This is a genomic window from Paraburkholderia sp. RAU2J, from assembly GCF_003634845.1.
Lineage (GTDB): Bacteria > Pseudomonadota > Gammaproteobacteria > Burkholderiales > Burkholderiaceae > Paraburkholderia > Paraburkholderia fynbosensis.
Genome location: NZ_RBXG01000001.1, coordinates 1,796,270 through 1,814,324 on the forward strand (window position 1 = coordinate 1,796,270; position 18,055 = coordinate 1,814,324).

Consider the following 18,055-nt stretch of genomic DNA (forward strand, 5'->3'; position numbering starts at 1 on the left):
AGACAAGGATTGGAGATATCAATGGATGGGAATCCGTTTCTGAAGATTCAGCGCCTGGGACGCGCGCTGATGCTGCCTATCGCGGTGCTGCCGGTTGCCGGCCTGCTGCTGCGCCTCGGCCAGCCCGATGTGTTCAACATCAAGATGATCGCCGACGCCGGCGGCGCGATCTTCGACAACCTGCCGCTGCTGTTCGCGATCGGCGTGGCGGTCGGCTTCGCGAAAGACAACAACGGGGTCGCGGGGCTCGCGGGTGCGATCGGCTATCTGGTGCAGATCGCGGTGATGAAGGACATCAACGACAAGCTCAACATGGGCGTGTTGTCGGGGATCGTGGCGGGTATCGTCGCGGGCTTGCTATACAACAAGTACAAGGACATCAAGCTGCCCGACTACCTCGCGTTCTTCGGAGGGAAACGCTTCGTGCCGATTGCCACGGGGGTGGTCTGCCTCGGGCTCGGCATAGCATTCGGCTACGTGTGGCAGCCGGTGCAGGCCGTGATCGATACGGCCGGCCACTGGCTGACCACCGCGGGCGCGCTCGGCGCATTCGTGTTCGGCGTGCTGAACCGGCTGCTGCTCGTCACGGGCTTGCACCACATCCTCAATTCGTTGACGTGGTTCGTGTTCGGCACCTTCACGCCGCCGGGCGGTGCTGCGGTGACGGGCGACCTGCATCGCTTCTTCGCCGGCGACCCGACAGCGGGCACCTTCATGACCGGCTTCTTCCCGGTGATGATGTTCGGCCTGCCGGCCGCGTGTCTCGCGATGTTCCATGAAGCGCCGAAGGAGCGCCGCGCAGTGGTCGGCGGCCTGCTGTTCTCGATGGCATTGACCTCGTTCCTCACGGGCGTGACCGAGCCGATCGAATTCAGCTTCATGTTCCTCGCGCCGGTGCTGTACGTGATTCATGCGCTGCTGACGGGTCTGTCGCTCGCGATCTGCTCGGCGCTCGGCATTCACCTCGGCTTCACGTTCTCCGCGGGTTTCATCGACTACGTGCTGAACTTCGGCCTGTCGACCAAGGGCTGGTGGGCAATTCCGGTCGGCCTCGTGTATTCGGTCGCGTACTACGGGCTGTTCCGCTTCTTCATCCGCAAGTTCAACATGGCGACGCCGGGCCGCGAACCCGCTGCCGCCGACGAGCAGGCCGAGTCGTTCGCGGCGGGCGGCTTCGTTTCGCCGGCAGCCGGTGCGGCCGTGCCGCGCGCGCAGCGCTATATCGCGGCCCTCGGCGGCGCGGCGAATCTGTCGGTCGTGGATGCGTGCACGACGCGTCTGCGTCTGTCGGTGGTCGATGCGAACAAGGTCTCTGAAAGCGAACTGAAGACGATTGGCGCGCGTGGCGTGCTCAAGCGCGGCTCGAACAATGTGCAGGTGATCATCGGACCGGAAGCGGACATCATCGCAGACGAAATGCGTACGGTGATCGCGCAGGGTGGGGGTGAGGCGGTGACGCCGGTGGCGGCCGCTACTTCGGCTACTCCGGCTGCGGTCGCCGCGAGTGCCGCGACCGCGCCGGCTGCTGCAACCACAGGTGCAACTGGCGGTCCGCTCGACCCGGACCCGCTGCGCTGGCTCGCCGTGTTCGGCGGCGCGGGCAACGTGGTGTCGCTGGATGCGGTGGCGTCGACGCGTCTGCGTATCGTCGTGCGCGATCCGTCGGCGGTCGATCGTCAGCGTCTCGCCTCGCTCGACACCGCATGGGTCTCTGGCGACACGTTCCACATCGTCGTCGGCGAAGCGGCGCAGCGCTATGCCGCGAGACTGGCGACGCGGATGTCGGAAAGCGGCGGCGCAACGCCGTTGCCCGCGTAAAGCGTGCAGGGCTGCTAACGAAGTGCCCTGCCACGGCGCGCATTCGCTGAGTCGGCGGTAAGCGCTCATGCGGCGGTGATAAGTCAGCAACGAAAAAAGCGGCACCTTGATGCAAGGTGCCGCTTTTGCGTTTACCGGGTCGAGGCCGGTTCGTACTGCGTCAGTGCGCTTTGGTTTTTGCCGCTTCCGACGGCCTGCGCGATTCCAGCCACATCACGTTGATGATGCCGAACGCCAGCGCGACACCGATACCGAGCAGCCAACTGAAATACCACATCACGAACTCCTGTTAAGCGTAGTGCCGTTCAATACATCGTATGGTGATGCTCTTTGAGCGCCGCGGCGGTCACCTTGCCGCGCAGCACGCGATACACCCAACTCGTGTACAGCAGGATGATCGGCAGGAAGATGATCACGGCGAACAGCATGATCTGCAGCGTCAGACGGCTCGAAGTCGAGTCCCACATGGTCAGGCTGCTGCGGCCGTCGAGCGAGGAGGGCATGATGAACGGGAACATCGAGAAGCCCGCCGTCAGGATCACGCCGATGATCATCAGCCCGGTCGACAGAAACGCGCTCTTCTCGAAGCGCGAGCGCGCAAGCAGCGCCGCCAGCAAGCCGCCGACCAGAGCGGCCACGGGCGCGATCACCGTCCACGGATACAGCGCGTAATTGGAGAGCCACAGGCCGGGCGCGCTGATCACGGTCTTCATCAACGGATTGGCGACCGCGTCGAGAGGCGGGGCGTCGACGATCTGATAGCCGGGGATCATCGTGGCGACCAGTGCGCCGGCCACCACGAACAGCACCACGCCGCTCGCCGCTGCGATGCGCAGCGCCAGCGACGCGCGCGCGGCGATCACGCCATCGGACTTCAACTTCACGAAGGCGGCGCCATGCGCGGCCAGCATCGCGACGCTCACGAGGCCGCACAGCAGCGCAAACGGATTGAGCAGACCGAAGAAACCGCCGTGATAGGTGACGCGCAGGTCGGTATCGAACGAGAACGGCGCGCCTTGCAACAGGTTGCCGAACGCGACGCCGAACACCAGCGCCGGCACGAAACCGCCGATGAAGAGTCCCCAGTCCCACGCGGCGCGCCAGCGCGGGTCTTCACGTTTGCTGCGGTAGTCGAAGCCGACCGGCCGGAAGAACAGCGCGAACAACACCAGCAGCATCGCGAAGTAGAAGCCGGAGAACGACGCCGCGTAAGCCAGCGGCCACGCGGCGAACATGGCGGCGCCTGCCGTGACGAACCACACCTGGTTGCCTTCCCACGTCGCGCCGACCGTGTTCACGACGATGCGCCGCTCGGCGTCGGTCTTGCCGATGAACGGCAGCAGAATCGTCGCGCCCATGTCGAAGCCGTCCGTGAGCGCGAAGCCGATCAGCAGCACGCCGATCAATACCCACCAGATCAGCTTGAGGGTTGCGTAATCCATGATGAACTTTCCCTTGGAACAGAGTGGCGGTGACTCATGCAGCCGGGTTGGCCGACAGCGGCCCGTCCAGCGGCTCTGTCACTTCGTGGTGATAGCGGCCCGTATGCAACGACGAAGGGCCGAGCCGCGCGTACTTGAACATCAGCATGATCTCGATGATGAACAGCACGGTGTAGAACAGCACGAAGCCGGCGATACTCAGATACAGATCGCGTGGCGCCAGATTCGACGCGGCGAGACTGGTCGGCAGAATGCCGGCGATGCTCCATGGCTGACGGCCCACTTCAGCGACGATCCAGCCGAACTCGGCCGCGATCCAGGGCAGCGGAATCGCCCACACGGCCCAGCGCAGGAACCAGCGACGCTTTTCCAGCAGCAGCGTACGTTGCGCGCAGAACCAGAACGCCAGGATGAAGGTCGCGAGGAACAGCAGGCCGAGGCCGACCATCAGGCGGAACGAAAAGAACAGCGTCGCGACCGGTGGAATCGTCCTTTTGGCCGCCTGGGCGATCTGATCCGGCGTGGCGTCGGTCACGTTCGCCGTGAACGGTTTGAGCAGCAAGCCGTAGCCGAGATCCTGTTTGTGGAGTTCGAAGGCGGCGTGCGCTTCGTCGGTTGCGTCGCCTTGCTTCAACTTCTGCAGCGCGGCGTAGGCCAGCATGCCGTTCTTGATGCGCCCTTCGTTGCGTGCGATCAGGTCTCTCAGACCCACCACCGGCTCGCTGATCGAGCGTGTGGCGATGATGCCGAGCGCGTACGGAACCCGGATCGCGTAGTCCGTGCGCTGCTCCGCCTGATTCGGAATGCCGAAGATCGTGAACGGCGCCGGGGCGGGTGCGGTCTCCCATTCGGATTCGATCGCGGCCAGCTTCACCTGCTGAACTTCGCCGGTGCGGTAGCCCGATTCGTCGCCGAGCACGATCACGCACAACGTCGACGCGAGACCGAAACCCGCTGCGATTGCGAACGAGCGCAGCGCGAACTCGGTATCGCGGCGCTTAAGCAGATACCACGACGACACGCCGAGCACGAACATCGCCGCGGTCACATACCCGGCCGACACGGTGTGCACGAACTTCACCTGCGCGACCGGGTTGAACAGGACGGAACCGATGTTGTCGAGTTCCATGCGCATGGTCTGGTAATTGAAGACGGCGCCGACCGGATTGTTCATCCAGCCGTTGGCCACCAGAATCCACAGCGCCGACAGGTTCGAGCCAAGCGCGACGAGGAACGTGACGATCAGATGCTGTACCTTCGACAACCGTTTCCAGCCGAAGAAGAACAGGCCGACGAAGGTCGATTCGAGGAAGAAGGCCATCAGGCCTTCGACGGCGAGCGGCACGCCGAAAATGTCACCGACGTAATGCGAGTAGTACGCCCAGTTGGTGCCGAACTGGAATTCGAGCGTGAGGCCCGTGGTGACGCCCATTGCAAAATTAATACCGAACAGCTTGCCCCAAAACTGTGTCATGTCTTTGTAGATCTGTTTGCCGGTCATCACATAGACGGACTCCATGATGACGAGCAGCCATGCGAGGCCGAGCGTGAGCGGCACGAACAGAAAGTGATAGAGCGCCGTGATGGCGAACTGGAGGCGCGACAGTTCTACGACTTCGCTAACGGGCATGTTGATCACCTTGAGACGAATGCGAGGCAGGCGCGGACAGCAGCGCCTGCGCGACCTGTTCAGGCGGCAGCGACATATGCTCCGCCTGCGGATGATTGAAGAAGGTGTATTTGAGCGCCATCAGCAGACAGAATTTGACGGCGAGGACGATGGCGATATCCCGCGCCAGCGTTGGACCGCGCACCCAGCCGGCGAGCCGCTTGCGCCAGCGCGACCGGAGAGTGGTATTGCGATTGAGGGCTATGGTCATAGTCGGTCGAAAGCGACTTCACACCGGTGAATCCGGCTGGATCCAGGCCGCCTGAGCGGTCTGGCGAGTGCATCCCGATTTTAGGAGCGGAACCTCGCGCGCATCGATTCGGCAGTGCGGCATTGAGTCGCTAAACTCGCCGTGTTTATCCAGTATTGCTATCTGGTTTGTGATACGTCAAGAAAGCTGTGGCGGCAGGCCGTCGTCGGGCCATTTCATCCAGCCAGTGTGGGCGTGCGCGAATGCGCCGCCGCGTGGGCGAAAAAAAGCCCCGCCGTCTTGCGAGGGCGAGGCTCGAGGCCGGGTGGCGCACGTCGGGCGAACCGGCGTGCTGACAGCCTCAGGCCTTATGCATATTCGGTCAGTGCGCCGCGCATCTTCTTCATTGCGCTCGCTTCGATCTGCCGGATACGCTCGGCGGACACGCCGAACTCGTCTGCCAGCTCGTGCAGCGTCGAGCCGCCCGAACCGTCGTCTTCCACCTTCAGCCAGCGTGCTTCGATGATGCGGCGGCTGCGGGCGTCCAACGCGTCCAGCGCGCTGGCGATACCGTCGCTTTGCAGGCGGTCGCGCTGACGCGAAGCCAGCACGGCAGTCGGTTCGCTATGCGAGTCGGCCAGATAGGCGATCGGCGCATACGACTCTTCGCCGTCCTCGACCTGGCCTTCCAGCGCGATGTCGCCGCCGGACAAGCGCGTTTCCATTTCGGCGACTTCTTCGCGCTTCACGTTCAGTTCCTGCGCGAGACCTTCGATCTCGTCCGGCGTGAACGCGCCCAAGCCCTGCTTGTGGCTGCGCAGGTTGAAGAACAGCTTGCGCTGCGCCTTGGTGGTGGCGACCTTCACCATGCGCCAGTTGCGCAGAATGTATTCGTGGATCTCAGCCTTGATCCAGTGCATCGCGTATGACACGAGGCGCACGTTCTGCTCCGGATCGAAACGCTTGACGGCCTTCATCAGGCCGATATTGCCTTCCTGGATCAGGTCTGCGTGCGGCAGTCCGTAACCGAGATAGTTGCGCGCGATCGATACGACCAGCCGCAGGTGCGACAGCACGAGACGGCGCGCGGACTCCAGGTTGTCCTGCTCGCGAAATTCGGTGGCGAACTGGCGTTCTTCCGCCGGCGTCAGCATCGGAATCCGATTAACGGCCTGGATGTAGGCGTCGATATTGCCCAGTTGACCGGGCAGCAGCGAGGAATGCGAGAGCGCCAGTGCACCTGCCGAAGCGGCCTTAGCCGACGACGGGCTCAAAACACTCGGAAGGGTCATTGCATGGCTCACGTGGAAAACTCCTTTGGAATCAGACAAAAACGTATTCAGTAAACGACTCCAGCGTTGGATGTTAGCACTCCGATTCGGGGAGTGCTAATACTTAGAGGGAGTAGGGGCATCCAAGTTCCGCAAAGTCCTATTGAAGTTCGCGTTTTAATAGCCATAGGGTACACCAACGGAGCATCTTGCGCAGTACGTAGAATTTACCCGTTTGTGCGCTCGCGCTCTCATAAACGACCGGTATTTTCCGGATCAGAAGCGACTAATTGCGCAAAATAAGTATTTTTCTTACGATCAACGAAATCGACTTTCTATCTAGAATAGGCAAAACAGTTATGCATTTTTTAAACCCGGCCGCTTCGGATGTTAGATGGACAACAAAAACAATGTTTTGCGTGGTCTGGCTCTAAAAAGCGTCGTGGTTGGGCTGTTACTCGTGGCTCCGCGTCTGGCGTCCGCCGGCCAGTTCGGACTTCAGGTCGCGGCCGGCGCGGCCGATCATCACGTCAAGAAATTCGAACTTGGCGTGGCGTGGGATCCAGGGCTGTACTGGTGGCAGATCGGTGACTGGCATTTCGCGCTGATCGGCGAAGCGCACGCGGCCTGGTGGCATACCAACGAAGGGAACGTGCACGGCGACATCGGCGAAATCGGCGTGACGCCTGTGATCCGCTTCATCAAGATATCGGGATGGGTTCGCCCCTTCGTCGAAGTGGGCGCGGGCATCCGCCTGCTGTCGAGCCCCCGGATTGCTTCGGACTTCACGCTCGGCACCGCGTTCCAGTTCGCCGAAATGGCGGGCGTCGGCGTGCAGTTCGGCCACCGCCAGCAGTACGTCGCGGGCTACCGCTTCCAGCATATTTCCAACGGCGGTATCAAAGAGCCGAATCCTGGTATAAATTTCAGCCAGTTATATTTGCAATATAACTTCTGACGACCGAGGCCGCGTTTGGCTTACCGGTGTGGGGGCTGAGCAATGGCGGCAAAGATGATCGAAGCGATTCGCGGGCTGGAGCGAGAGCGCTTTCGTGCGATGGTTGAAGGCGACGGACCGTCGCTCGACACGCTGCTCGCGGACAACGTGAGCTATGTGCACACGAATGGCAAACGCGAAACGAAGCGGCAGTTCATCGACGGGATTACCGGAGGACGCCGCCGCTATCGGCAGATCGAAGTGCAGTCGCAGGAGGTGCTGCCGGCCGGACGGGAAACGTATGTCGTCACCGGCCGCGCGCTGATCGAGATGGAGGCGAATAACGGCGCGTTGCTGTTTCCGATCGCCTACACCGCGATTCACACGCAGGAAGACGGGCAGTGGCGCCTGATTGCGTGGCAGGCCACCCGGTGCGCGCTCGAGTAAGCCTCTTGGCTTCACATCGTCAGGCCGGTCGCGTCTCGTGAACGCGCCGGCAGCCTGAGAGCGCGGGGTACGCGCTCTTTCTCGTCGCTTTTCTCGTCGCATTTCTCGTTCTTCCCGCGCAAATCTCAGGCCGCAACGCGCTGCCGCTCCTCTTCGCACGACTCGGCACGACCCGCCGTGTCGATTGCGCTCGCCGCACCCTCCTGATCCGCGGCGACGCTCCGGCGGCGTTCCGCATCGGCCGCCTGCATCACTGCATCGCCCGCATACGGATGCCGTGGATGCACCGGAAGCCGATTGCACCGCTCGACCACGCGCCGCACCGCCGCGATATCGGAGAAATCGAGCCCGGTGGCGATGCCCTGCGCGTCGAGATTCATCGCCAGCGCGACGAGATCGAGATTGCCCGTACGCTCGCCATTGCCGAACAGGCATCCTTCGACGCGGTCCGCGCCCGCGAGCAGCGCCAGTTCCGCCGCGGCCACCGCGGTGCCGCGATCGTTATGCGGATGCACCGACAGCACGATGCTGTCGCGATAAGCAAGATGACGATCCATCCATTCGATCTGGTCGGCGAAGACGTTCGGCGTCGCCGCCTCGACGCTCGCCGGCAGTTTGAGGATCATCTTGTGCGCGCGCGTGGGCTGCCATGTTTGCGCGACGGCATCGCAGACCTCGCGGGCAAACGGAAGCTCGGCCGTATTGAAGGTTTCGGGCGAGTACTGGAAGGTCCAGTGCGTGCCCGGGCGCGCCTGCGCGTGTTCCTTGATGAGGCGGGTGCCGTCCACGGCCAGCGTCTTGATCCCGGGCTCTCGACTGGTTGTAGACGATGCGCCGGAACGACGGGCAGATCGCGTTGTACAGGTGCACGATGGCGTGCGGCGCGCCCTCGAGGGACTCGAACGTACGGGCGATCAGGTCCGCGCGCGACGGCATGAAGACCTCCATGGTCACGTCGTCGGGAATGCGCTTTTCCTCGATCAGCTTGCGCACGAAATCGAAGTCGGTCTGCGACGCCGACGGAAAGCCGACCTCGATCTCCTTGAAGCCGATCGCGACCAGCACCTCGAAGAATTCGAGCTTTTGTGCGGCGTTCATCGGCTCGATCAGCGCCTGGTTGCCGTCGCGCAGGTCGGTGCTCATCCAGACGGGCGCCTGGTCGATCGTGCGGCTCGGCCATTTGCGGCCGGTGAGGCGCACGGGAGGGAAGGGACGGTATTTTTCAGCGGGATTGCGCAACATGATGTGCCTTGTTCGTTGTGTCGTATGCGAAAGGGGTGGCATTGAGCGGTTGGCGGACTGCCACGGATGCACGGCCCGCCAACCAATGGCTAGCGGCAACAACGAACGGGCGCGAACGAACAACGTCACGACGATGACGAAAACGAACGTGGATGATGCCCAAGCAACGTGCATTTGACCCTCGCGCTTCGTCCGCACGGTAAACGGACGAATGCAAACGACTACAGGTTGTGAAGAACTACGCTGGGAAGTGAAACGGGAACTGCGAAACTGCCTGGAGGACCGTCCGACGGCAACGAGGGTTGCCAACGAACGGCGCTATGCCTGACTTACGCCAAGCGTAGCGATAGGGGCCGCGCTAGGCGGCCGAAGGTAATTCGGAGGGTGTTCGGAAGGGAACGCATGGGCCTGAATGTATGACGGTATGAAGCGGTGTGTCAACCCGCGACCACCGCTTCCTCGCGCCAACTCATGCCATAGGAGCGCGCCACGCCGGCTCACGCATGCGCGTCGACCTCGACTTCAACTTCTTTTTCAACGCTTCACACCGGCATTTTCGCGACGTCCACGATCAGTTCCACTTGCCGTTCGATCGCGCTCGGCACCGGCGCTTCACCGCGCAGCACGGCGCCGATCCACGCGGCCGTGGTGGCGGCATCGCGCGCTTCGGGCAAGTCGACTTCCGGCGCATCAGGCGACGAGCGCTCGTGCGGCACGCGCGTTTCGCAGACGCCGTCGTGCAGCCAGTCCACCTGCACCTGACGCCGCGTGTCGGCCACCGCTTCGCCTTCGGTGCCGCGCGCCAGCAGCGCACCGCCCACGGCCGCATCCGGATGCGAGTTGAACAACTGCGTGAGACTGTCGCGATACGGCGGATGCGTGTAGTTCACGAGGCGCAGCCCCGCCGGCGCGAACGGCTGCAGGATTTTCACCAGCGTGTGCGTCGAATTGCGCACGCCCATGCGTCGGCGCAGCGCGAGCAGGCGCGCGAGTTTCGGCGCGAGCACGTCGATCGGCGCGAACGTAAGACGATGCTCGGCGAGCCCGTCTTCGATATCGGCGTGCGAGCGCGCATGCTGGATTTGCAGATGGGTGAAGATTTCCGCGCTCGTCACGCGGCCCGGATCTTCGGTGACGCCGTGCACCAGTACCGGCACGCCTTCGCGGGCCAGTAGCAGGGCCAGCAGCGGGACCAGGTTCGGCTGCTTGCGCGCACCGTTGTAAGTGGGGATGGACACCGGCCGGAATGCGCCGTGCGGCAAATGGATCGGCTCGAACGACGCGTGCGCGCCCGCCAGCATCGCGGCGAGTTCGTCGGCGGTTTCGCCTTTCACACGATAAGCGAGCAGCACCGCGCCGAGTTCGAGCTCGGCCACGCGGCCATCGAGCATCGCGGTGTAGAGCGCGCGCGTATCGTCAGCGGTCAGCGCGCGGGCGCCATTCGGGCCGCGGCCGATTTCCTTGATGAAGCGGGCGCAGGGGAACGGGGTGTCAATGGCGGTGTCGGTCATCGGGCGCAAGGGGCGTGACGGCGTGCCGCGCGCGGGCGGCTCGCCATGGTATTCAAGGGAAGCTGTTGGGTCGCTGTTCGGTGGCAGTATCGCATCTATGGCGATACTGCGAGGCGCGGTGCGCGGCAGTCCGCCCGCGCGCACCTGCCCGACTGCCGCGCGCGGCGCTGTGCCGCGCGTTACACTCGAAGTTTTCTCGCCGCGTCGTCGGCGCAAATCAAGCAACGGAGAACGGGATGAGTTACGTATTTGCACCCGCACCGCAGGTGGCGGTGCCGGTTGTGGGGTCCAGCGAGCAGTTCGCGGTGCGTCGCATCTACTGCGTGGGACGCAACTACGAAGCACACGCGCGCGAGATGGGTCACGATCCCGACCGCGAGCCGCCGTTCTTCTTCACCAAGCCAGCCGATGCCGTGCTGTACGTCGCGCCCGGCGCCACCGGCGAATTCCCCTATCCGACGCAGTCGAAAAACGTCCACTTCGAAATGGAACTGGTGGCCGCGATCGGCAAAGGCGGCAAGGACATTCCGGCCGAAAGCGCGCTCGACCACGTCTACGGCTATGCGCTCGGTCTCGACATGACGCGCCGCGATCTGCAAGCCGAAGCGAAGAAGCTGGGCCGTCCGTGGGATACCGCGAAGGGCTTCGACCACTCGGCGCCGCTCGGCCCGATCCATCCCGTGACGGCGATCGGCCATGTCGGCAACGGCGCGATCTGGTTGTCGGTCAATGGCGAGGAAAAGCAGCGCTCGGACGTGTCGCAGCTGATCTGGTCGGTGGCGGAGACGGTCGCCTATCTGTCGACGCTGTTCGAATTGCAGCCCGGCGATCTGATTTTCACCGGCACGCCTGAAGGCGTCGGCGCGGTGGCGAAGGGCGATCTGATGAAGGGCGGTGTGGACGGACTCGGCGAGTTCAGCGTGCGCGTCGTCTGACAGGCGGCGGCTTGGAGGAGACAGACAACATGAAGCTCTACAGCTATTTCCGGAGCTCGGCGTCCTATCGCGTGCGCATTGCGCTGAACGTGAAGAAGCTGCCGTACGACTATGTGCCCGTGCACCTCGTGCGCGACGGCGGCGAGCAACTGAAGCCGGAGTATCGCAAAGTGAATGTGGATGGCATCGTGCCGACGCTCGTCGACGGCAACGAGCTGATGCCGCAGTCGCTTGCCATCATCGAGTATCTGGAGGAGACGCATCCCGAGCCGCCGTTGCTGCCCAAAGCGCCCGGCGACCGCGCGTACGTTCGTTCTCTGGCGTTACAGGTCGCGTGCGAGATTCATCCGTTGAACAATCTGCGGGTGCTGAAGTATCTGAAGCACACGCTGCGTGTCGACGACGACGCGAAAGACGCCTGGTATCGGCATTGGGTCGAGGCGGGCTTCGCGACGCTCGAAGCCCATCTGGCCGGCAGCGCGCGCACCGGCAAGCTGTGTTTTGGCGATACGCCGACGCTCGCCGACGCCTGTCTGATCCCGCAGGTGTTCAATGCGCAGCGCTTCAAGGTCGATACGACGCGGTTTCCGACGATCCAGCGCATCTACGATCACGCGATGCAGATCGACGCGTTTGCCCGTGCGGCGCCTGGCATGCAGCCCGACGCCGAGTGACAGGGGGCGGTGTTGAATGAAAAAAAGGGCACTCCGCGGAGTGCCCCTTTCTGCTGGCGCGTGCGCCGACCGTTGCGCGGCCGGGGGGTCAACCGCCCAGCAATGCGTCCGAAAACTCTTCCGCGCTGAAGGGCTGCAAATCCTCGACCTTTTCGCCGACGCCGATGAAGTACACCGGAATCGGACGCTGCCGAGCGATGGCGGCGAGAATGCCGCCCTTCGCGGTGCCGTCGAGCTTGGTGACGATGAGGCCGGTGAGGCCGAGCGCGTCGTCGAAGGCCTTCACTTGCGCGAGCGCGTTCTGGCCGGTGTTCGCGTCGATCACCAGCAGCACCTCGTGCGGTGCGCCGTCGTGCGCCTTGCCGATCACGCGCTTCACCTTGCGCAATTCTTCCATCAGATGCAGCTGGGTCGGCAGACGGCCGGCCGTGTCCGCCATCATCACGTCGATCTTGCGCGCGCGCGCGGCGCCGACCGCGTCGAAGATTACCGCCGCCGGGTCGCCGCTTTCCTGCGAGACCACGGTCACGTTGTTGCGCTGGCCCCAGATCGCCAGTTGCTCGCGCGCGGCGGCGCGGAACGTGTCGCCCGCGGCCAGCAGCACCGATTGATTGAAGCTCTGCAGATGCTTGGCGAGCTTGCCGATGCTGGTGGTCTTGCCCGCGCCGTTGACGCCCGCGATCATCATCACGAGCGGTTGCGCGCGGCCGAGCATCAGCGATTTTTCCAGCGGCTTGAGCAGGTCGACCAGCAGCGCGCGCAGCGCGCCCTTGACCTGTTGCGGATCGGTGAGGCGCTCGCTGCGCACTTTCTCACGCAGCGACTCGAGCAGGAATTCGGTGGCCTCGACGCCCGCGTCCGACATCAGCAGCGCGGTTTCGAGCTCTTCGTACAGGTCTTCGTCGAGCTTCGCGCCGACGAAAATACCGGTCAGGCTCGAACTCGTCTTCGACAGGCCGGTTTTCAGGCGCGTGAGCCACGTGCGTTTCGCGCCCGCGTCCTGCACGGGCGGCGGGACGATTTCGACGGTTTCGAGCGCGGGTGCTTCCGACTCGAGTTCCGGCTCAGGCTCCGGCACGCTTGCGGCCGGGGCGGGCGCCGGCGCTTCGATGCCAACGGCGGCTGCAGGATGCGGAGCCGGCTGCACGACAGGCACTGCCGGCACCTCTGCGGCGGCATCGGGCGTCGAGCCGTCGGGTGCCGCCTGCGATTCGTCTGCCGCGGTATCGGACTCTTTCGAACCCTTGAATCGTTTGAAAAAGCTGAACATGATCTGGCGTGGTGAGAGCGCGCGCCGATGCGCGCAGCCGGCACAAGACCGGCGGGAGCAGCAGGCAGCGTTGCAGGGGTAGACAAAGCGCGGGATGCAAGGCGCTGGAAGCCGCACATTTTATCAGGCGCGCCGCCGCCCGTCGTATCGGCCCATCGGCCAGGCTGGACGCGGGCCGCCCCTGTGGTAACGTTGGCGCTCCGACCCCGCGCGTATCGACGTTGCGGGTGCATTCATTACGTCATTGAAACTGCATGCCTCGTTCCACACCCTCACGCGCCCACGGCCCTTCGTCGAAAGGCGGCAAGCCGCACGCCATCCGTATCATTGGCGGAGACTGGAAGCGCACGCCTTTGCCTGTGCTCGATCTCGACGGCCTGCGCCCCACGCCCGACCGCGTGCGCGAAACACTGTTCAACTGGCTGGGCCAGCGCCTCGACGGCCAGCGCTGCCTGGACCTGTTCGCCGGCAGTGGTGCGCTGGGCTTCGAGGCCGCGTCGCGCGGTGCGGCGCGGGTGCTGATGGTGGAGCGCAACGCGCGTGCCGCCGGCCAGTTGCGCGCGAACCAGGAACGGCTGGCCGCGCGCACGATCGAAATTGCCGAGGCGGACGGTTTGCGTCTCGCCGCGAGTCTCGCACCCGGCTCGTTCGACGTGGTGTTCCTCGATCCGCCGTTCGACGGCGCCCTGCTCGGCAAAGCGCTCGCGCTGGCCGTGCCGCTCGTCAGCGCGGAAGGGTTTCTATACGTGGAAGCGGGCGATGCGCTCGAACTCGACGGGAACGAGACACTCGCCGGCTGGGAAATCGTGCGGCAGGGGAAAGCGGGCGCCGTCCACTTTCATTTGCTGCAGCGCGAAAATAAGGAATAATGCGCGTTCTAAAACAGGCGCCGGGCGGTTTGACGTCACGAGCGCGGTCGGTGCCAAATGCGTCGTGTGGACGCTTTGACGTGCCCTTTGTCTGAAGAGAGGAGAAGTCTCATGGTAGTCGCCGTGTACCCGGGCACGTTTGACCCGCTGACGCGCGGTCACGAAGACCTCGTTCGGCGCGCGTCGAGCATTTTCGACACGCTGGTGGTGGGCGTTGCCGATAGCCGCAACAAGAAGCCGTTCTTTACGCTGGAAGAACGCCTCGACATCGCTCACGAGGTGCTCGGGCACTACCCGAACGTCCAGGTGATGAGCTTCAAGGGACTGCTGAAGGACTTCGTGCGCAGCAATAACGCACGGGTGATCGTGCGTGGCCTGCGCGCCGTGTCGGACTTCGAATATGAGTTCCAGATGGCGGGCATGAACCGCTATTTGCTGCCCGACGTCGAAACCATGTTCATGACGCCGTCCGACCAGTACCAGTTCATCTCGGGCACGATCGTACGCGAGATCGCGCAGCTGGGCGGCGATGTCAGCAAGTTCGTGTTCCCGTCGGTCGAAAAATGGCTGCACGAGAAGGTCGCCGCGCTGGATCCGAACGAGGGCGCTTCGGCGACGCAGCCGTAACCGGCGTAAACTGTCGGTTCGACGGATCAATGCCGGCTGCGGCTGGCGCGAAGTGAGAGAAGTATGGCCCTGATGATTACCGACGAGTGCATCAATTGCGACGTGTGCGAGCCCGAGTGCCCGAACGACGCGATTTCGATGGGCCCGGAAATCTACGTGATCGACCCGAAGAAATGCACCGAGTGTGTCGGCCATTTCGACGAGCCGCAGTGCATTCAGGTGTGCCCGGTCGAGTGCATTCCGCGCGATCCTGACCACCTGGAAACGCCCGACGGCTTGATGGCGAAGTATCACGCGCTGCAAACCGCGAAGGGCGCATAAGATCCGCAATGTGGATGAGAAAACGGCGAGGCCTTGGCCTCGCCGTTTTTCTTTTTGCCGCGGCGCTTTCTCGTCGTGCGCGGACTAGCCGACGTAAGCGCTGAAGATATCGCGCAACCCTTCCAGCAGAATGTCGCATTCGGCGTCGGTGCCGATCGAAATCCGCAGATGCTGGTCGATTCGCGGCGCCTTGAAATGGCGCACGAAAATCTCCTTTTCCCTCAGCCGCAAGACGAGCGCGGCCGCGTCGTAGCCTTCATGGCGCGCGAACAGGAGATTGGCCGCTGATGGCACGACCTCGAAGCCAAGCGCCGTCAGTCCCGCCGCCAGCCGCTCGCGGCTCGCGATCACCTTGGCGCAGGTGCCGCGGAACCACGCGTCATCTTCGTACGCGGCGGTGGCGGCGGCCTGCGCGAGGCGGTCGAGCGGATAGGAGTTGAAGCTGTCCTTCACGCGGTTCAGCGCGTCGATCAGCGCCGGATTGCCGAACGCGAAGCCTACGCGCATGCCGGCCAGCGAGCGCGACTTCGAGGTCGTCTGAACGACCAGCAGGTTCGGATAGCGGTCGATCAGCGCAATGGCCGACTCCGCGCCGAAATCGACGTAAGCCTCGTCGATTACGACGACCGATTCCGTGTTGCTTGCCACCAGACGCTCGATATCGGCAAGCGGCAGAGGGCGGCCGGTTGGCGCATTCGGGTTCGGGAACAGCACGCCGCCATTGGGCGCCGTGTAGTCGTCGACATTGATCGCGAAGCTGTCGTCGAGCGCGATGGTCCGATAGTCGACTTCGAAGAGCCGCGCGTAGGTCGGATAAAAGCTGTACGTGATGTCCGGGAACAGCAGCGGCTGGTCGTGCTTCAGCAATGCCTGGAACGTGAGCGCCAGCACTTCGTCCGAACCGTTGCCCGCGAACACCTGGTCTGCGCGGATGCCGTGGTAGGCGGCCACCGTTTCGCGCAGTTTGAGCGCGGTCGGATCGGGATAGCGCCGCAGCGATTCGCCGGCGTCGCCCAGCTCCCGGCGGATCGCATCGAGCACGCGCGGCGACGGCGGATAGGGATTCTCGTTGGTGTTCAGCTTCACGGGATGCGCGAGCGCGGGCTGCTCGCCCGGCACATACGGCGTCAGACGATGAACGATGTCACTCCAATAGCGGCTCAAGCAATTCTCCTGTGTCGACCAGAGTTAGCGCTTTAGCGCTTACTCTGGTCCCATGCAAAGCGGTCCCATGCAAGCTAATTGCAGTAGCGAGCGATAACGCTACAGCAATACGTCCGCAAGCGGGCCAGCTCAAGGATTGCGATGCAACTGCATCATCGCGCGCTCCAGCTCGCCTGCAATAATTTTCGGCATCACGGCAAGCGCCCGCTCGACCGATGCGTCGATCTCCTCCTGCTCTTCCCGCCGCGGCGGCTTCAGCACGTAGTTGGCGACATCTGGCTTGGCGCCGGCACGCGCGCTTTCAGGAATCAGATCGCGTGGATGACCGATACCGATCCGCAGCCGCCAGTATTGTTGCGATGACAGATGCGCGGTGATGTCCTTCAACCCGTTATGGCCGCCGCTGCCGCCGCCGAGCTTCAGCTTGACGCTGCCAGGCGGCATGTCGAGTTCGTCGTGCGCAACCAGAATTTCGTCGGGAAGAATCTTGAAGAACTGCGCGACCGCCACGACCGACTGGCCGGAGCGGTTCATATACGTTTGGGGTTCCAGCAGATGCACTTCCTCGCCGTGCAGCCGCGCTTTCACGTAGAAACCGTGGAAGCGCCGCTCGTCGCGCAGCGTCGTGCCTGCTTCGCGCGCTAGTTGATCGACCAGCCAGAAGCCAGCGTTATGGCGCGTCGCGGTGTATTCGGCGCCCGGATTGCCGAGCCCGACGATCAGCTTGATCATGATTGCGTAGGTCCATCTGGCCAGGGAGCCGAACTCGATCGGGCCGAAAAAAACCGAAAAAAAACCCGCCGGGGCGAACCTCGGCGGGTCACATCGACCGTTTCATTGAAAACGGATCGAGAGGATTGCTTGGCTAGAACCCGAAAGGTCCTTAAGCAGCCGGCGTTTCGCCTTCAGCAGCAGCGGCGGCGTCGCCTTCAGCGATGGCGCCAGCCGGGATCGTTGCAGCTGCGACCACCGGGTTTTCTGCGTCGAGGTGAGCAACCAGCGACACACCTGCCGGCAGCGCGATGTCCTTAGCGTGAACCGATTGACCCGCTTCGATCTTTGCCAGGTCGACTTCGATGAATTCCGGCAGTGCCGACGGCAGGCACTCGACTTCCAGTTCATTGAGGACGTGCGAGATCACCGCGCTCGACAGCTTCACTGCCGGGTTCGATTCCTGGTTCATGAAGTGCAGCGGCACTTTGGTATGCAGCTTCTTCGACGCGTCGACACGTTGGAAGTCCACGTGCAGCACGAGCTGACGGAACGGGTGGTATTGCACGTCGCGCAGCAGAACCTGTTGCGACTTGCCTGCCACCTCCAGGTCGAGGATCGACGAGTGGAAAACTTCTTTCTTCAGCGCGTGCCACAGCGCGTTGTGGTCCAGTTCGACCAATTGCGTTTCAGCACCAGCGCCATATACGATGCCCGGGGTCTTGCCCGAGTTACGCAGGCGGCGGCTCGCACCCGTACCTTGCAAAGAACGCTCGAAAGCGACTACTTTCATGTTGAATCTCCAATGCACTGCCCGCGACCAGGCAGTAAAAACGGGGCCTCCAAGCCAATATGGCTGAGGCCCCAGAGCTGCGGCACGAACCTTCGTTCGCTCGTGCCGATTGTGCAAAAGCGCAGCGTGCCGCCTGAAGCGATGCGCTGCGCCTTCGCAAATAC

The 18,055-nt window shown here is 63.4% G+C and carries 18 protein-coding genes and 1 pseudogene; 8 read left to right on the plus strand and 11 right to left on the minus strand.

Annotated elements, in window-relative coordinates:
* The first annotated feature begins 21 nt into the window (after window positions 1-21).
* Complete coding sequence (nagE, locus tag B0G69_RS08320; RefSeq protein ID WP_121316444.1) at window positions 22-1,818, plus strand: N-acetylglucosamine-specific PTS transporter subunit IIBC; 1,797 nt, start codon at window positions 22-24, stop codon at window positions 1,816-1,818.
* 160 nt (window positions 1,819-1,978) lie between these two features.
* Here nagE and cydX read toward each other — a convergent pair whose 3' ends face one another.
* From cydX to rpoH, 5 genes are all read right to left on the minus strand, one after another.
* The gene (cydX, locus tag B0G69_RS08325) at window positions 1,979-2,095 is read right to left on the minus strand and encodes a cytochrome bd-I oxidase subunit CydX (RefSeq protein WP_121316445.1); all 117 of its coding nucleotides are present in this window, start codon (window positions 2,093-2,095) and stop codon (window positions 1,979-1,981) included.
* A gap of 28 nt (window positions 2,096-2,123) precedes the next feature.
* A complete protein-coding gene (gene cydB / locus B0G69_RS08330) occupies window positions 2,124-3,260 on the minus strand; it encodes a cytochrome d ubiquinol oxidase subunit II (RefSeq protein WP_121316446.1) in 1,137 nt (378 codons plus the stop codon).
* A 34-nt stretch (window positions 3,261-3,294) separates the two neighbouring features.
* On the minus strand, window positions 3,295-4,890 hold the full coding sequence (locus tag B0G69_RS08335) for a cytochrome ubiquinol oxidase subunit I (RefSeq protein ID WP_121319225.1): 1,596 nt from the start codon (window positions 4,888-4,890) through the stop codon (window positions 3,295-3,297).
* Entirely contained in the window at window positions 4,880-5,140 is a 261-nt protein-coding gene (gene cydP, locus B0G69_RS08340) for a cytochrome oxidase putative small subunit CydP (RefSeq protein WP_121316447.1), read from the minus strand. Before cydP ends, B0G69_RS08335 begins: the two co-directional genes overlap by 11 nt.
* 347 nt (window positions 5,141-5,487) lie before the next feature.
* On the minus strand, window positions 5,488-6,423 hold the full coding sequence (gene rpoH / locus B0G69_RS08345; protein WP_121316448.1) for an RNA polymerase sigma factor RpoH: 936 nt from the start codon (window positions 6,421-6,423) through the stop codon (window positions 5,488-5,490).
* A gap of 361 nt (window positions 6,424-6,784) precedes the next feature.
* On the opposite strand from rpoH, the gene B0G69_RS08350 reads away from it, so the two are divergent.
* Window positions 6,785-7,348 carry an acyloxyacyl hydrolase gene (locus B0G69_RS08350; RefSeq protein WP_121316449.1) on the plus strand — a complete coding sequence of 188 codons (564 nt, stop codon included), beginning with the start codon at window positions 6,785-6,787 and terminating at the stop codon, window positions 7,346-7,348.
* A 42-nt stretch (window positions 7,349-7,390) separates the two neighbouring features.
* The gene (locus B0G69_RS08355) at window positions 7,391-7,774 is read left to right on the plus strand and encodes a nuclear transport factor 2 family protein (protein WP_121316450.1); all 384 of its coding nucleotides are present in this window, start codon (window positions 7,391-7,393) and stop codon (window positions 7,772-7,774) included.
* Window positions 7,775-8,025: 251 nt separating this feature from the next.
* Here B0G69_RS08355 and B0G69_RS08360 read toward each other — a convergent pair.
* Window positions 8,026-9,016: pseudogene (locus B0G69_RS08360) on the minus strand (2-isopropylmalate synthase); the annotation flags it as partial.
* A gap of 542 nt (window positions 9,017-9,558) precedes the next feature.
* Window positions 9,559-10,527, minus strand: a complete 969-nt coding sequence (ybiB, locus tag B0G69_RS08365; RefSeq protein WP_121316451.1) for a DNA-binding protein YbiB — start codon at window positions 10,525-10,527, stop codon at window positions 9,559-9,561.
* A gap of 236 nt (window positions 10,528-10,763) precedes the next feature.
* Between ybiB and B0G69_RS08370 the strand changes: the two genes are divergently transcribed.
* Both B0G69_RS08370 and maiA read left to right on the plus strand, forming a co-directional pair.
* The gene (locus tag B0G69_RS08370; protein ID WP_121316452.1) at window positions 10,764-11,462 is read left to right on the plus strand and encodes a fumarylacetoacetate hydrolase family protein; all 699 of its coding nucleotides are present in this window, start codon (window positions 10,764-10,766) and stop codon (window positions 11,460-11,462) included.
* Between the two features lie 29 nt (window positions 11,463-11,491).
* Window positions 11,492-12,136, plus strand: a complete 645-nt coding sequence (gene maiA, locus B0G69_RS08375; RefSeq protein ID WP_121316453.1) for a maleylacetoacetate isomerase — start codon at window positions 11,492-11,494, stop codon at window positions 12,134-12,136.
* Window positions 12,137-12,224: 88 nt separating this feature from the next.
* Here maiA and ftsY read toward each other — a convergent pair whose 3' ends face one another.
* Window positions 12,225-13,406 carry a signal recognition particle-docking protein FtsY gene (ftsY, locus tag B0G69_RS08380; protein ID WP_121316454.1) on the minus strand — a complete coding sequence of 394 codons (1,182 nt, stop codon included), beginning with the start codon at window positions 13,404-13,406 and terminating at the stop codon, window positions 12,225-12,227.
* Between the two features lie 254 nt (window positions 13,407-13,660).
* Here ftsY and rsmD point away from each other — a divergent pair, with 254 nt between their 5' ends.
* From rsmD to B0G69_RS08395, 3 genes are all read left to right on the plus strand, one after another.
* Window positions 13,661-14,275: a 16S rRNA (guanine(966)-N(2))-methyltransferase RsmD gene (gene rsmD, locus B0G69_RS08385; RefSeq protein ID WP_121316455.1), complete on the plus strand. Its 615-nt coding sequence runs from the start codon at window positions 13,661-13,663 to the stop codon at window positions 14,273-14,275.
* Window positions 14,276-14,386: 111 nt separating this feature from the next.
* Window positions 14,387-14,902, plus strand: a complete 516-nt coding sequence (coaD, locus tag B0G69_RS08390; protein WP_121316456.1) for a pantetheine-phosphate adenylyltransferase — start codon at window positions 14,387-14,389, stop codon at window positions 14,900-14,902.
* A 63-nt stretch (window positions 14,903-14,965) separates the two neighbouring features.
* Complete coding sequence (locus B0G69_RS08395; RefSeq protein ID WP_121316457.1) at window positions 14,966-15,223, plus strand: YfhL family 4Fe-4S dicluster ferredoxin; 258 nt, start codon at window positions 14,966-14,968, stop codon at window positions 15,221-15,223.
* 84 nt (window positions 15,224-15,307) lie between these two features.
* Here B0G69_RS08395 and hisC read toward each other — a convergent pair whose 3' ends face one another.
* The 3 genes from hisC to B0G69_RS08410 form a co-directional block, all read right to left on the minus strand.
* Window positions 15,308-16,387 carry a histidinol-phosphate transaminase gene (gene hisC / locus B0G69_RS08400; protein ID WP_121316458.1) on the minus strand — a complete coding sequence of 360 codons (1,080 nt, stop codon included), beginning with the start codon at window positions 16,385-16,387 and terminating at the stop codon, window positions 15,308-15,310.
* Between the two features lie 129 nt (window positions 16,388-16,516).
* Window positions 16,517-17,119 (minus strand): aminoacyl-tRNA hydrolase, encoded by a 603-nt coding sequence (gene pth, locus B0G69_RS08405; RefSeq protein ID WP_121316459.1) that lies wholly within the window; start codon window positions 17,117-17,119, stop codon window positions 16,517-16,519.
* Between the two features lie 151 nt (window positions 17,120-17,270).
* Window positions 17,271-17,891: a 50S ribosomal protein L25/general stress protein Ctc gene (locus B0G69_RS08410; RefSeq protein WP_121316460.1), complete on the minus strand. Its 621-nt coding sequence runs from the start codon at window positions 17,889-17,891 to the stop codon at window positions 17,271-17,273.
* Between the last annotated feature and the right edge of the window lie 164 nt (window positions 17,892-18,055).

Bases quoted from the DNA above. Each gene is read 5' to 3' on its own strand.
- nagE (WP_121316444.1), top strand. From the start codon at position 22: ATGGATGGGAATCCGTTTCTGAAGATTCAGCGCCTGGGACGCGCGCTG.
- cydX (WP_121316445.1), bottom strand. From the start codon at position 2,095: ATGTGGTATTTCAGTTGGCTGCTCGGTATCGGTGTCGCGCTGGCGTTC.
- cydB (WP_121316446.1), bottom strand. From the start codon at position 3,260: ATGGATTACGCAACCCTCAAGCTGATCTGGTGGGTATTGATCGGCGTG.
- B0G69_RS08335 (WP_121319225.1), bottom strand. From the start codon at position 4,890: ATGCCCGTTAGCGAAGTCGTAGAACTGTCGCGCCTCCAGTTCGCCATC.
- cydP (WP_121316447.1), bottom strand. From the start codon at position 5,140: ATGACCATAGCCCTCAATCGCAATACCACTCTCCGGTCGCGCTGGCGC.
- B0G69_RS08350 (WP_121316449.1), top strand. From the start codon at position 6,785: ATGGACAACAAAAACAATGTTTTGCGTGGTCTGGCTCTAAAAAGCGTC.
- B0G69_RS08355 (WP_121316450.1), top strand. From the start codon at position 7,391: ATGGCGGCAAAGATGATCGAAGCGATTCGCGGGCTGGAGCGAGAGCGC.
- ybiB (WP_121316451.1), bottom strand. From the start codon at position 10,527: ATGACCGACACCGCCATTGACACCCCGTTCCCCTGCGCCCGCTTCATC.
- B0G69_RS08370 (WP_121316452.1), top strand. From the start codon at position 10,764: ATGAGTTACGTATTTGCACCCGCACCGCAGGTGGCGGTGCCGGTTGTG.
- maiA (WP_121316453.1), top strand. From the start codon at position 11,492: ATGAAGCTCTACAGCTATTTCCGGAGCTCGGCGTCCTATCGCGTGCGC.
- ftsY (WP_121316454.1), bottom strand. From the start codon at position 13,406: ATGTTCAGCTTTTTCAAACGATTCAAGGGTTCGAAAGAGTCCGATACC.
- rsmD (WP_121316455.1), top strand. From the start codon at position 13,661: ATGCCTCGTTCCACACCCTCACGCGCCCACGGCCCTTCGTCGAAAGGC.
- coaD (WP_121316456.1), top strand. From the start codon at position 14,387: ATGGTAGTCGCCGTGTACCCGGGCACGTTTGACCCGCTGACGCGCGGT.
- B0G69_RS08395 (WP_121316457.1), top strand. From the start codon at position 14,966: ATGGCCCTGATGATTACCGACGAGTGCATCAATTGCGACGTGTGCGAG.
- pth (WP_121316459.1), bottom strand. From the start codon at position 17,119: ATGATCAAGCTGATCGTCGGGCTCGGCAATCCGGGCGCCGAATACACC.
- B0G69_RS08410 (WP_121316460.1), bottom strand. From the start codon at position 17,891: ATGAAAGTAGTCGCTTTCGAGCGTTCTTTGCAAGGTACGGGTGCGAGC.